The sequence below is a fragment of the Halobacteriovorax sp. CON-3 genome (assembly GCF_043196995.1).
Taxonomy (GTDB): Bacteria; Bdellovibrionota; Bacteriovoracia; order Bacteriovoracales; family Bacteriovoracaceae; genus Halobacteriovorax_A.
This window is the reverse complement of record NZ_JBEBNA010000001.1, coordinates 1491079-1504630: the sequence shown is the minus strand read 5'-3', so window position 1 is coordinate 1504630 and position 13552 is coordinate 1491079. Positions and strand designations below refer to the sequence as shown.

Below are 13552 nucleotides of genomic sequence, written 5' to 3'. Positions count from 1 at the left end.
AAAAAACGTCCCATGAGAAAAATTTTCCTTTGAAATATTTCAAAATATTGTAAAATAGATTCACGGCATGCTTTAGGACGAAGAAATTGCCAAATAATTGACGTTATTAAATTTGAAACAGGAAGTTTCTACCAAATGAAGATAGATTTTAATTCAAAAAATTTATTATCTTTTATCGTACTTATTTTTAGTACTGCCTTCCTAAATATTGCATCAGCATCAATTGTTACACCCGAAGCTCACAATGACTTCTTACGTGTTAAGTTCTTTATTGATAAGAAACTAGTTAATGTAACAAAATCTAACTCAGAGGTATCATTCTCGACTTTAGATGGTGATATTTACTCAAAGGTAAAAGATGGGCTGAAGAATTTCTCTTCATCAAAGTATATTAAGAGAATCTCTTATACTGAGCCAACGTCTGGAAATAATGTTTTCACAATCTCTTTAATGCTTAAAAAGAATGTAGAAGTTTTCTCATTCTATAAGAATCGTGACCGTGCTTACTTTGTCGACTTCTGGAAAGATGGTGCAGTAACAAATAAGCAAGCAGCGATCAAAGATATTTCAACTCTGGTAAAGAAGAATGAAGCATCAGCGCAACAGTCGACACCAAAGTTTGTAAAAAAGTCTAAAGCTGTTAAACCAGCTCCAAAGATAGTTAGAAAAAATGTTGTTAAAAAGGCTCCTGCTAAGAAAGCGAATCCATATCGTGATTTTAGATATGGAGCCTCTTTTATCTGGGACTACCAAGCACTTGCACCAGAGTTAAAAACACAAATTCTAACGAATAGAAAGACAGCAGAGTACTTCTTTCCAATTAAGAATTTTGATTACAATAAGAATGAAAAAGAAGCTCATATGCAACTTACTCTTAATCTTTATAGAAAAGGTAAGTGGGGACTTATGTATAAGTCGATTAAGCTTTATGAGAAGAAATTTTCACAGTCTTACAATCCTTACAATGACTACATGAAGGCCAATGCTCTTTTAAGAGAAACTCTTGAAAAAGGTGATATCAAGCCAGTTGATACGGCCGTTTCAATGTATACGAATATCCTTGAGAGAACTGATATTTATGACCTAAGAAAAGGTATCTACAAATACCTCGTTCAGTTCTACCGTGAAAAGAAAGACTTTGTTAAGGCCCTTAAATATGCCAAGAGATTTTTTAGTGATGCAAAAGAGAATTTTGATTACGAAGAACTAGAGTATATGGGTGAGTATATCCTTTCATCTCTTGCAAACTTAAATCAAGTAGAGAAGGTTGAAAACCTAATCAAAGATAAGACTTTAGTTAAGATCATTTCTAAGCAAAAGCTTAAGGCCTATGAAATGTATACTTATCTAAGACAAAATGATGAAGAAAAAGTGATCGGTGCTTACGAGGCATTCGCTAAAACGACTAAAGGTGAGTACCTTCCATCGATCTACTACAATGCTGCAGAAGCATACTTTAGAACATCACAATATGAGAAAGCATTCAGAATTTATGATACTTTTATTTCTAAGTACTCTTACGTAAGTGAATCTGCTCAGGCAAGACTACGTATGGCGCTAATTGCTGATCTTCAGGATCGTCCAAAGAATGAAGTGTTAGAGCTTTATAAGAATGCAATCAACAGAGCTCAGAATCAAGAGGTGAGTCTAGAGGCACGTATCCGTTATGTTGGTGTTCGTACTATTAGAAAGATTAAGCCAGATACAAAAGATATTGAAACAAGAGTTTTCCTTGATAAGGGAACTGATAAGAAGCTAAACAAAGATCTTGAAATGCTTCTGTGGCAAACTCGTTTAAGAACATTCATTGTTGATGGGCAATATGAAGAGGCCCTAACATTCTTGACTGCACTACCAATTGCGGCCATGAAAATTAGTGAAAAGAAGGTTTTTGAAGCTGATGGAGCCGAAATTGTTTACGGAATTATCAAGACAAACTTTGAAGAAGGTAAGTTTGCCCGTGCTATCCGCGCTTGGGAAATTTACAAAGATACTTATTTTGCAAAGATCGGTGCTGATCCTGAAATTCAGTTTATTATCGCGAAATCGTATATAAATCTTACACTGTGGGACGGATTTCAGAAAATGTATGAGAAAATGATAGCGAGCAAAAAGGAAACTGCTCATACTTTCCCTTTATGGGTTTCTCGCAAGGAAGTTAAGAAGTTGGACTTGTATAAGAACGAGCTACAAATTCTAAGAAATCTAAAGCTAAAAAATTACACTTCAGTAGATCGCATCATCGCGAGTACAAAAAAAGACTACCCAGGATTTGAAAAAATCACATTTTACAAAGCTCTTGCTCACTATAAGAGAGGAGAGTTTACAAAGGCCGAAAAAGAGTACGAAAAATTCTATGCAAGTGATGCAAATGCGAACTCAATTGATGCTAAAGATCTTGTTGATTCAATCCAATTTTACCTTGAGTCAATTTATGAGAGTAAGAAATTTGATAAGTACTTAAAAGTATCAACAGCTCTTCTAAAAGACGCAAGCTCATTCCAAATCGCTGATACTGTTGTTGAAGGATTAAGAGAAAGAGTTAACTACCAAAGAATTGAAATCTTATTTAAGAAAGCAAATAAAATTGCATCAGATGAAGCAAGAGCATTCTTAAACGATTATGAAAAATCACTTTATAAGAACCGCGTGAAGTTTTTATTAGGAAAGGAAAGCCTAAGACAAAACGATTTCACAACAGGTGAAAAGTTATTAAATGAAATACTTTCAGATAGCGAAGCAAAGGATTATCTGAAAGAGTTGGCCAGGACAGAGCTAACACTAGTTAACTTAAAAAAACGTACACTATAATTTAGCCCACGGATCGGGCAAACGACAGACAGGAGGTCAGATGAATACGTTTACAGCGGAAATTTTTGGACAGGATCCTAAAATAGTTAAGGCACTTAAAGTTGCAAACAACGTTGCTGTTACAAAAGCACCAGTTCTTATTGTTGGTGAAGCAGGTGTTGGTAAGAAGACACTAGCTGGTTTTATCCATGAAAATTCAACAAGACAGGGAAAACCATTTGTAACTGTAGACTGTGCAGCAGACGCAAACCAAGTTGAGAATGAGATCTTAGGTTATAGAGACCCAGAAACAGGACGTTTCATTAAAGGTGCATTCGAAAACGCAAATGGTGGTACTGTTGTTCTAGTAAACGTAGATGGACTAGAAGATACTTTTCAAAAAAAGCTTCACAAAATCCTTGGTGAACTAACTGACTATGAAATTGATGTAAGAATGGTTGCAACAACAACTAAGAACCTTTCTAAGCTTGTTGGAGCTGGTCGTTTTTACCGTGGCCTATATACTTTCATTTCATCTAACTCAATCACTCTAACTCCACTAAGAGAAAGAGTTGGTGACCTAGAGTACATCGCAAAAAATATTATCAAGACAACTCTTGGTGGTGCTGAAGTTTCTGTTCAAGAAGAAGCAATGAATAAGATTCTTTCTCACTACTGGACTCACAATGTAAAAGAACTTAAGGCAGTTATCGAAAATGCACTAGCTAACTTTGAAGGAAATGAAGTTTCAGCTGAGCACCTTGAGATCGGTGAGAAGAAAGCAGTAAATGTTATCTCTGAAGATGATTCAGAAGGAATTAGATTAATGTCTCTTAAAGAAGCTGAGAAGCTACTTATCAAGAAGGCACTTATCCATACTTCTGAAAATAGAACTCAAGCAGCAAAGATTCTTGGTGTATCAATTAGAACACTAAGAAACAAAATCAATGAGTACCGTGGAGACGGAAACTCATACTTTGTTAACTTAAGATAAGGTTTCATCATGAGGGTTGAGGATAAGACATTAAAAGCACTAGCTGCATCTTTGAATTTAAGACAGATCCGACATGAGGTCTTAACTTCAAATATCGCTAATGCAGATACACCTGGTTATAAGGCCAAGCGAGTTGACTTTGAAGAAGCACTTGCAAGAGCTTTAGACGTCGATGGGAATCTTGAAATGTTGACCTCTGAAGAGAAACACTTTGACGTTGGCAATGGTGGTTTTGAAAATCTTCAACCTGAAATTTATGATGATCCAAATGGCATCGTCTCTGAAGATGGGAATACTGTCGACAGAGACGCTGAAATGGCCAAAATGGCAGAAAATAAAATTTTGTATGATGCATCGGTAAAGTTACTAAATAAGAAACTAGGGATGCTTAAATATACAATTAACTCTGAAAAATAGAGTAGGGGGAGATAATGGATTTACTAACGAGTTTAAAAATTAGTTCATCAGGTGTTGCAGCAAATAAGAAGCGCATGGCAGCGATTTCTTCAAATATTGCAAATGCTCAGACGACAAGAACGGCCGAAGGTGGTCCATATCGTAAGAAAGAAGTTGCTTTTGGAAGCGAGCCTGCTCGTGAAAGCTTTTCGGATATTTTAGAAGGTGAGATGGGTGAGGTTGCTCAATCTGTTCATGCAACAGAAGTTGTATCAAGCGATAAACCACCAATCCTAAAGTATGAACCAAATCACCCTGATGCAAATGAGCAAGGGTATGTTGCCTATCCAAATATCAATGTAATGGAAGAGATGGCAGATATGATTTCAGCTTCAAGAAGTTATGAAGCGAATATTAACGTAATGAATACAACTAAGAGTATGGCGATGAAAGCGCTTGAAATTGGAAGTGGAAACTAAGAATAAAGGAAAGGGGTTAAATCATGGCGATCAATAATATTACTACAATGAATGACGTCTTTAACTCACATAAAATGCGCGAGTGGACTAGTCCAACTGGTGGCGCGGAAGAATTTAAGTTAGAAGGCTTTGATGAGCTCTCTAAAGTAGCACCATCTGAGAAGAGTCAGTCGTTTTCTGAACTTTTAGCAAATCAGATTATGGATGTTAACAATTTACAAAAAGAAGCTAACACAGCTATTGAGAAGTTAGTTAGTGGTGAGAGTAAGAATATCCACGAAACTATGTTAGCTGTTGAAAGAGCTGAAATTGCTTTTAAGACAATGAACCAAGTTCGTAACAAAGTAATTGACGCTTATAAAGAAGTAATGAGAATGCAAGTCTAGTTAATAACTAGTTGTTAATGATCTCTTAATTTAGGATGAATTAAGAGTTTCAGGTGTCAGGAGGATACGTGAAAGATTTTTTCGATAAAATGCTTAGAAACTTCAAAGAGTTCTATGGAGAACTTGATGCAGGAAAGAAGATTTCTCTCTTTGCTGTTACTGGGGTTATTCTAGTCTTCCTACTAGGTGTTGTCCTTTGGGCCACTCACACTAATTATAAAGTTCTTTATTCTGATCTTAATAAAGAAGATATGACAAAGGTTGAGGTCTTCTTAAGTCAGAATAACGTCGAGAAGAAAACTTCTGCAGATGGGAAAACAATTAGTATCCCTGAGGATATGATTGAAACTGTACGTCTTAAAATGATGACTTCAGGTTTCTCATTTTCTGGAACTGTAGGTTATGAAGTTTTTGATAATCAATCTTTTGGAACAACTTCTTTTGTTCAAAAGGTAAATAAGCAAAGAGCACTCGAAGGCGAGCTCATTAAAACAATTAAGCACCTAAGAGGTGTTAAAAGAGCTCGAGTTCACTTAAATATCCCTGAGTCTTCACCATTTGTTTCTGAAAAGAAACCACCAACAGCATCAGTTGTTCTTGAGCTTAACCGTGGTGTAACTCTTACTGAGCAAGAAATTAAAGGGATCTCTTCACTTGTTGCTTCATCTGTTGAAGGAATGAGAGGTGAGGGTGTTGTTATCCTTGATCACAGAGGGAAGAAACTTTCTGAGAATATTGGTGATGCAATGACAGCCAATACGGCAAATCGTCTTGCTCTTGAGTCAAAGCTTAATAGAAAGTATGAAAAGCAAATCGAAGATATCTTAACGAGAGTAGTTGGGGCAGGAAAAGTTATCGCCAAGGTTTCGGTTGATATGGACTTTACTGAAAGTGTATCAACTCAAACAACTTATGATTCTGAAAACAAAGCTGTTCTTTCTGAAGTAACAAATACTCAAAACCTACAGGGATCACGTCCTTCTCCGCAAGGAATTCCTGGGGCACGTTCAAATTTACCTGGAGAGCAACCTCAACCAGGTGTACCTGAAACAAGAAATGATGTTAAGAAAGAGCTAGCAACTCGAAACTATAACGTACCAAAGAAAGTGACTCGCTCAAAGTCTCCGACTGCATCAGTGAGAAAGATTTCAGCAGCAGTTATGGTCGATGGTAAGCATGTGACTCAGACTGTAGATGGTAAGACGGTAACTAAGTATGAGCCATGGTCAGAAGCTGATATCGCTAATTTTCAAGCGATCGTTGCTTCAACTCTTGGAATTGATAACCGTCGTGGTGATGTTATCACAATTAAGAATATGGAGTTCCAACAAGAAGATCTTGAAGCTATTGATGCTCTTATGCGTGAGCGTGAAAATAGAGAGCTGATCAAGAATATCTTTAAGTATCTTGCAATTGGTTTAACGATTTCTCTATTCTTCTTCGTTGTTGTTCGTCCGTTTATTCAATGGGTAACAGACAACGCGGTAGAGACAGTAGAAGACTTCTTACCTAGAACTCTTGAAGAACTTGAAAAAGTACAAGCAAATCAAAAGCTACCTGGACTTGAGGATGCTCTTCCACAGATTGAAGAGAAACTTAATCCAGAGAAAATTGAAGGGAATATGCTACGTGAGAAGATCATCTCACTGGTTGAAGGAAACCCTGCAAAAGCGGCACAGATTGTGCATGATATGATTCATAGTACGGAATCTGATAAGCAGATTGCGTAATGATAATAAGTAATAGAGCCCTTTAAGGAAGAGGAGAGAAAAGTGGCCGATCAATCATTAGACCCAGATGTAGAATACTCGCTACTATCAGGACAAGACAAAGCAGCACTTCTGCTTAGTTCTCTTGGTGTGAGTACGACACAACTTATATTCGCACATATGCGCGATAACGACGTAAAGCGTCTTATCAATGCGATGTCTAATGTTAAGAAAGCGCCAATTTGGATGATCAAGCGTGTTCTTGAAGAATTCTATTCTGAACTTAACGAAGAAAATGATCTACTTTTCTCTGATAACTCATCAAGAGACTTTATTGTAAACGCTCTAGGGGAAGATCGAGCTAAGCAACTTCTTGGTCAAATTATTGATGTTGGTGCCAACCAGACACTAGAGTCACTGGAGCTAGTTGATACCAGAACACTTGCAAACTTCCTAATTAACGAGCACCCTCAAACAATCGCGCTTATCATTGCGCACTTATCAGCAGAGCGTAAGGTTGATGTTCTTAGACGTCTTCCGGAAGGTCTTCAGGCCGAAGTTGTTCTAAGGGTAGCAAACCTTGACTTCGTATCTCCTGAGCTTATCGCGCAACTTGATGATGTTCTTAAGACTGAGCTTTCAACTCTTGGAACTATCGATACAAACCAACTTGGTGGTGTTGAGCCAATCGCAGATATGCTTAACCTTATGGATAAGAATTCTGAGAAGAATATTATGGGGCGAGTTGAGGAAAAAGATCCTGAACTTGCAGAAGAAATTCGTAAGCTTATGTTCGTTTTCGAAGACCTTGTTTATGTTGATGATCGTGGTATCCAGGCACTTCTTAAGGAAGTTGATCAACAGAAGCTTGTTATTGCTCTTAAGACAGCACCTGAAGAGATTAAAGCGAAGCTATTTAGAAATATGTCAAATCGTGCAGCAACTCTTCTACAGGAAGACCTTGATGCTCTTGGGCCAACAAAACTTTCTGATGTTGAAAAAGCTCAAGCTGAAATTGTGCATAAGTGTAAAGAACTTGAACAACAAGGTAAGGCGTTTATCTCTCGTGGTGGAGATGGCGATGCCCTTGTTTAATATTTAATAATAGGTTGATGGCCGTAGTATGACTCGTGATGTAAAAGAATATGAATTTCACTCTTTCTCTCAAAAACCACTTAACTCTAGTGTTGAGGAATTTGAGTTTCAAGATTTCGAAGGTATGTCGATTCGTGAAATTGAAGAGAAGCAGAAGATTATTCGCGTTGAAAGAGAAATGGCCAAAGATACTGGTTTTGATCTAAACCCTATCGTACACGAACACAGAGGTGTACGTGCACAAGAAGAGAGCGACTTTACTCAAGCTGTCCATGAAGAGGTTGCACGTCAAATTGAAGCAATCAAAGAAGATGCATACCGTGAAGGACTTGAGTTAGGACGCGAGCAGGGAAGAGAAGAAGTAAAGGTTGAGCTTGCTGGAGCTGCGGAAGAGAAGATACTTCTTTTAAACGATATGGTTTCAGAAGTTTTAAGTACTCAAGTAGGACTTCTTTCTGCTCAAAAAATGCAAACATATACACTGCTTAGAACAATTGCAAAATGGATTGTTCTTAAAGAGCTTAAAGATGATGGTGAATATATTATTCGTCTTCTTGAAAAGCTTATTGTGGAAGCGCAAACAAAAGAAAACCTTCTAATTCGTGTCAATGAGAAGCATTTTGAACAAATGCCTGAAGTCTTAGAAGTTGTTCAAGGTAAACTTGGGGAACTTACTAACACTCGTGTTGAAATTGACTATGATATAGAAGCACCAGGTATTGTCGTTGAATCTCAAAACGGTATTGTCAATGGTAGCTTAAAGACGCAACTCGATAGTCTTGATAAGTTATTTGAAGCAGTAGGATTAGCAAGTTCAGAGGACGACTCGGATGAATCACAATAATTTCTCTACATTAGATCTAGAAGCAATTCATAAGGCATATGAATACGCCACTCCTTACCAAAAAGTAGGGAAGGTATGTGCCTCAAAAGGGATGCTTTATGAAGTAAACCTTTCTCGCGCAGTTATTGGTTCTAATGTTGAATTCTTAACGGAGTTTGGTGATCGTTGTCTAGGTGAAGTTGTTGCTATTGATGGGCCAAAGTGTTTAACAATGCCTTATTCAGAGATAGCGGGAATCAATTCAGAAACAAAAGTATTTCTAAAAGAGCTTGTCACAAAAGTCAATGTTGGTGAGCAATACCTTGGACGTGTTATCGATTTCCAAGGAAATCCAATTGATGGCAAGGGGCCAATTAAAAGATCAAATGAAGTTCGATCAATCTTTGGAGAACCAATCAACCCACTAGAGCGTCCACCGATTTGTGAAATGCTTGATACTGGTGTTAATGCTATTAATGCCTTTATGACAGCAGGAAAGGGACAGCGTCTTGCTATTATGGCCGGTTCTGGTGTTGGTAAGTCTGTAACGCTTGGGATGGTTGCACAGAAGTCATCTGCTGACGTTAATATTATTGCTCTAATTGGAGAGCGTGGACGTGAGGTTCGTGAATTTATTGAACACGACCTTGGTGAGGAAGGTTTAAAGAAATCAATAGTTGTGGTTGCAACTTCCGATACTTCCGCCCTTATTCGTATGAAGGCCGCTTATGTGGCCACAACATTTGCTGAATACTTTAGAGATCAGAATAATGATGTACTCTTAATGATGGATTCAATTACACGTTTTGCCATGGCATCTCGTGAGATCTCATTAAGTGCTGGAGATCCTCCAGGCCAAAAAGGTTATACACCAACTGTATTTGCACAGCTTCCAAAATTAATGGAGCGCGCGGGAACAAAGGCTGACGCTGGTTCCATTACAGGTATTTATACTGTTCTTGTTGAAGGGGGAGATATGGATGAGCCGATTGCTGATGCCGTAAGGGGGATTAGTGATGGACACATTATTTTATCTCGTGCTCTTGCTTCAAAGAACCAATTCCCTGCGATTGATGTTCTACAATCACTATCGAGGGTAATGAATAAAGTTGTTTCTAGCGAACATCGAGTTGTTGCAGGACATATGCGTGATCTTATGTCTGCTTATCGTGATAACGAAGATCTTATTAATGTCGGTGCTTACTCTAAAGGTTCGAACCCTAAGGTTGATAAGGCCATGATCATTATCGATCAACTAAACGACTTATTAAAGCAAATGCAAGGTGAGGACCATTACCAAACGATTGATGAACTATATGATTCAATGGTTGGCCTCGCAAAGTATGCAGAAGAAGCATATAACTCATATGAGGAGTAATATAATTGCGTAGAGAAAAGTTTAAACTACAAGGCCTATTAAAGTTAAGAGAGTTCAAAGAACAAAAAGTGAAACTTGAACTCGGGCAGATTAATATCGAAAAAGGCCGTTTGAACGAAGCAATTGCCAAGTGTCACCAAGATATTGAAGAAACATATAAGGCACAAGAAGCCTTCTTTGATACATATACGTCAGGAAGAAATGCTCAATTCTTTCCAATGTTTATTCAATCTAAAAGAGACGAAATTAAGGTCTTAGAAAATCAATTACATGCAGTTGAGAGACAATATCAAGAGAAGGTCAAAGAACTTTCTGTTGCTAAAGGTGAAGTGAAAGTAATTGATAATTTAAAAAATGAATTTGAAACAGAACAAAATAGGGTCATTGAAAAGAAGCGCCAGGAAGCTATTGATGAATTAATGATGGCAAAGAGGCATGCTCGAAAATTGGCCGGGGAAGCTTAAAATGAAAAGGTTATTTCTTTTAGTATTAATATTATCATCTTCACTAACTGCCACAGCAGAAGAGAAGAAGATTTATTCGCAAGAAGAATTTGATAAGGCACTTGAAGTGGCCCTTGAAAAGAAGATGAAGAAAGTAGGCCGCTCAAAGTTGATTGAGTTCTCAAAAGAACTTCTTAAAAAAGAAGAGGAGCTGGCCACTCGTGAAAAGGCCTTAAAGAATCAACAAGAACAAGTTGTTGTTAACCAACAGGAACTTGAGGGGCGAATTAAAGAATTTAAGGCCTATCAAACGAATTTTCTATCATGTCTTGATAAGAAAGACTCTGATGAACAAAAACGCGTCATTCATATGGTTGACGTCGTTTCCAATATGAGGCCACAAACAGCAGCAAACTTATTATCTCAACAGGACCCATCAATCTCGATTAAGATTCTTGGAGAGCTCGATCCAGTAAAGGTTTCAAAGATCTTTAATATGATGGATAAAGAGATCTCAGCACGCTTACAAAAGCAATATATGACGATGAAGAAGTAGAGGTAAACTTTTCCATGGTTAATTTTTTTGTAAATTTATGTAAAGATACTGCAAGGCGTTAAAGAAAGGGACAAAGAGTAATGCTTAAAAACTTAATTGGACATAACTTAAAAGCAAAGGGGACAAAAGAGCAGGCCAAAGCTAGCTCTGTTGATAACCTACTTACAAGTCATGCCAATAAGAAGCTTTCAAAAGGACAAAAGGAAGAGTTTAGTAAACTACTTCTAGGTGGGGAGTCCAAAGGACAAAAATCACTTCAGACTACGAATGTGGCCGAGGGATTATTGTCAAAGTCAAATTCAAAGTTACTTAAGCAAGATAAGCAAAACCTTAAAAACCCAGTTAACGAAAAGATCTCTCATCAAGAAGTTAGAGATCTTCTTAAAGAGGGAAAAGCAAATACAAATACCCTTATTAAAGAATCACATAGTCCAAAGATGGCAAAGGCCATGGCCAAGCACACAGCGCCGACTTCTTTAATATCAACTCTAAGTTCAGCAGAAAAAACTCCAGTAGGTAAGCATAGTGATATTGATAATATTCTTGGGACTAAGAATATTGTTGAATTACAAAAAGCGAAGACATCGCTTGCTAATTCTAAACTTGAGTCAACTTTTGAGAGTAAACAAGCTCCAAAACTTGCTGCAGAGGGTGTTAAGACAAATGCTCTTTTAGGAAAGAATACTCAAGCTATTATTGATTCAGCACAGGCGACACCTGAAAAAACTGTTGAGGGGACGAAGGATAATAATCTTTTAAGAATGGCCTCGACAAACCTGTTTAAAGGTAAGAAGTCAGTTGCTACAAATAATAAAAATCTTGCAAGTGGTGCAGACTTCTTGGCAAATCGCCAAGTTTTAAATAACCAAGTTGCAAATGATATGAAAACTTCAAATAGTCTTCATATGAATAAGTTTGCCAAGGAAGCATCTCATAAGAATAACTCAATTATTCGTATGAAGAGTGAACCAAAAGTTGAGGACTTCTCATCTGATATTGCGACAAAAGGCGATAGAAGAGCTCCGCAAGTTCAAAATAATTTAATTGGTGCTCTTGGAAATACTAATGCAACAAATGACTTCAAAGCAGAAATCAATTTAGGCAAAGCTCCAGAAGTTCTCGATCTTTCAAATGTATCTAATGCAGATCAAATGATCAAAGAAGTAACTAACTATATTGAGATGAATCGTATTGAAAACGGTAAGTCTTTACAAGTACTAGTTAAGCATAATGAGCTAGGACATTTTAATGTTACTGCCAATAAAGATGCTAATGGTATGATCGCACTAAATATCGAAGCGACAACGATTGAAGCAAAAGAGTTCTTTAAAGAAAACGAAGTTAAGTTATTAAAGAACCTTGATATGAAAGGTGTTAGAGTTGCTGACTTTAAAATTCATACGGCAACATCTGGTCAAATGAGTGATACGGCATCTCAGTCTGAGAGCTTCAAAAATGAAAAGCGTAATAGTGAAAGACAATCGGACAAAATCTCCACTTCAAAAATGACTGGAAATGATTCTGATTATGCGAGACAATTAGATAATGAAGATTCTTTTGCATTTGATAGTTTTCAAGATGCAAGAGAGGGCCGTCAAAGAAGATGGCAAGAATATAGCGAACGCATAGGTGCATAATGCCAGGAATCGGAAAACCACAACAGAGAAATTCATTTTCACAAATCGGTATGGCCCCTCGCCAGACGAAGGGGAATGGAAAAGGTTCAGTTGGTGAAGAACTAAACCGTATTGCTGGTAATAATATCGCTGATCAAAAATTCGTTGATGCTAAAGATCATAATAAAATGGGACAAGAAGGTTTCCTAAAACTTCTTTCTCACCAACTTACACATCAAGATCCAATGAAGCCAATGGATCAAAAGCAACTTTCTGCAGATCTAGCTCAATTTTCTCAATTAGAGCAGATGACAAATATGAATCAAAAACTTGAAAATATGGGGAAGAATGACCCACAAGAATTAAAGTTTTTTGGTGCAAGTTTCTTAGGAAAAGAAATTTTAACGAAAGGTTCATCAGTTACTTATGATGGTCAATCTTTCAGAAAAGATGTTCCATTCTTCTTAGATAAAGAAGCTAAGAATGTTATGGTTAATATCTATGATAAAAATCGCCAACTAATTGGTAAGGTTGAAGCTGAAAACCTAGGAAGAGGACAACACACTCTTACTTGGAATGGACGTCAACTTGATAATACCAGAGCTGCAAAAGGTGATTACACTCTTGAGGTTTGGGCCTTTGATAAGGACATGAATAAATTTAAGGGTGAAACAAAGTCGACAGGTGTTGTTAACGCTGTTGATTTTGATAATGGAGAAACAATTTTCACACTAGAAAATGGAAAAAAAGTTTTTCTTCGTGACGTTGATAGCTTCAAACAAGCTTCTAATGGTGGTTCAGAAATGAACGATAAAAATATTGCCGCATTGCAAAAGAGGGCGGCTCAAAACTATAATAATATTAACAATTCCGCTAACCAATAATTG

13 protein-coding genes are annotated in these 13552 nt (G+C 37.2%); all 13 read left to right on the top strand.

The window, feature by feature from the left end; genetic code table 11:
* Nucleotides 1-135: 135 nt before the first annotated feature.
* The 13 genes from ABMA72_RS07060 to ABMA72_RS07000 all read left to right on the top strand — a co-directional run bounded on the left by ABMA72_RS07060 (nucleotide 136) and on the right by ABMA72_RS07000 (nucleotide 13549).
* Entirely contained in the window at nucleotides 136-2811 is a 2676-nt protein-coding gene (locus tag ABMA72_RS07060) for a tol-pal system YbgF family protein (RefSeq protein ID WP_392857423.1), read from the top strand.
* 40 nt (nucleotides 2812-2851) lie between these two features.
* Nucleotides 2852-3784, top strand: a complete 933-nt coding sequence (locus tag ABMA72_RS07055) for a sigma-54-dependent transcriptional regulator (protein ID WP_392857420.1) — start codon at nucleotides 2852-2854, stop codon at nucleotides 3782-3784.
* Between the two features lie 9 nt (nucleotides 3785-3793).
* Entirely contained in the window at nucleotides 3794-4201 is a 408-nt protein-coding gene (gene flgB, locus ABMA72_RS07050; RefSeq protein WP_021266076.1) for a flagellar basal body rod protein FlgB, read from the top strand.
* A gap of 14 nt (nucleotides 4202-4215) precedes the next feature.
* Complete coding sequence (gene flgC, locus ABMA72_RS07045) at nucleotides 4216-4659, top strand: flagellar basal body rod protein FlgC (protein ID WP_021265925.1); 444 nt, start codon at nucleotides 4216-4218, stop codon at nucleotides 4657-4659.
* A 23-nt stretch (nucleotides 4660-4682) separates the two neighbouring features.
* The gene (gene fliE, locus ABMA72_RS07040) at nucleotides 4683-5045 is read left to right on the top strand and encodes a flagellar hook-basal body complex protein FliE (protein ID WP_392857418.1); all 363 of its coding nucleotides are present in this window, start codon (nucleotides 4683-4685) and stop codon (nucleotides 5043-5045) included.
* Nucleotides 5046-5113: 68 nt separating this feature from the next.
* On the top strand, nucleotides 5114-6775 hold the full coding sequence (gene fliF / locus ABMA72_RS07035; RefSeq protein ID WP_392857416.1) for a flagellar basal-body MS-ring/collar protein FliF: 1662 nt from the start codon (nucleotides 5114-5116) through the stop codon (nucleotides 6773-6775).
* A 42-nt stretch (nucleotides 6776-6817) separates the two neighbouring features.
* Nucleotides 6818-7849, top strand: a complete 1032-nt coding sequence (gene fliG, locus ABMA72_RS07030) for a flagellar motor switch protein FliG (protein ID WP_021266524.1) — start codon at nucleotides 6818-6820, stop codon at nucleotides 7847-7849.
* 28 nt (nucleotides 7850-7877) lie between these two features.
* Complete coding sequence (locus ABMA72_RS07025; RefSeq protein WP_392857414.1) at nucleotides 7878-8693, top strand: FliH/SctL family protein; 816 nt, start codon at nucleotides 7878-7880, stop codon at nucleotides 8691-8693.
* Complete coding sequence (locus tag ABMA72_RS07020) at nucleotides 8680-10050, top strand: FliI/YscN family ATPase (RefSeq protein ID WP_392857413.1); 1371 nt, start codon at nucleotides 8680-8682, stop codon at nucleotides 10048-10050. Before ABMA72_RS07025 ends, ABMA72_RS07020 begins: the two co-directional genes overlap by 14 nt.
* A gap of 5 nt (nucleotides 10051-10055) precedes the next feature.
* The gene (locus ABMA72_RS07015) at nucleotides 10056-10514 is read left to right on the top strand and encodes a flagellar FliJ family protein (protein WP_392857411.1); all 459 of its coding nucleotides are present in this window, start codon (nucleotides 10056-10058) and stop codon (nucleotides 10512-10514) included.
* 1 nt (nucleotide 10515) lies between these two features.
* Nucleotides 10516-11049: a hypothetical protein gene (locus ABMA72_RS07010; protein ID WP_392857410.1), complete on the top strand. Its 534-nt coding sequence runs from the start codon at nucleotides 10516-10518 to the stop codon at nucleotides 11047-11049.
* Nucleotides 11050-11129: 80 nt separating this feature from the next.
* Entirely contained in the window at nucleotides 11130-12686 is a 1557-nt protein-coding gene (locus ABMA72_RS07005; protein WP_392857407.1) for a hypothetical protein, read from the top strand.
* The gene (locus tag ABMA72_RS07000) at nucleotides 12686-13549 is read left to right on the top strand and encodes a flagellar hook assembly protein FlgD (protein WP_392857405.1); all 864 of its coding nucleotides are present in this window, start codon (nucleotides 12686-12688) and stop codon (nucleotides 13547-13549) included. Before ABMA72_RS07005 ends, ABMA72_RS07000 begins: the two co-directional genes overlap by 1 nt.
* Nucleotides 13550-13552 lie beyond the last annotated feature (3 nt).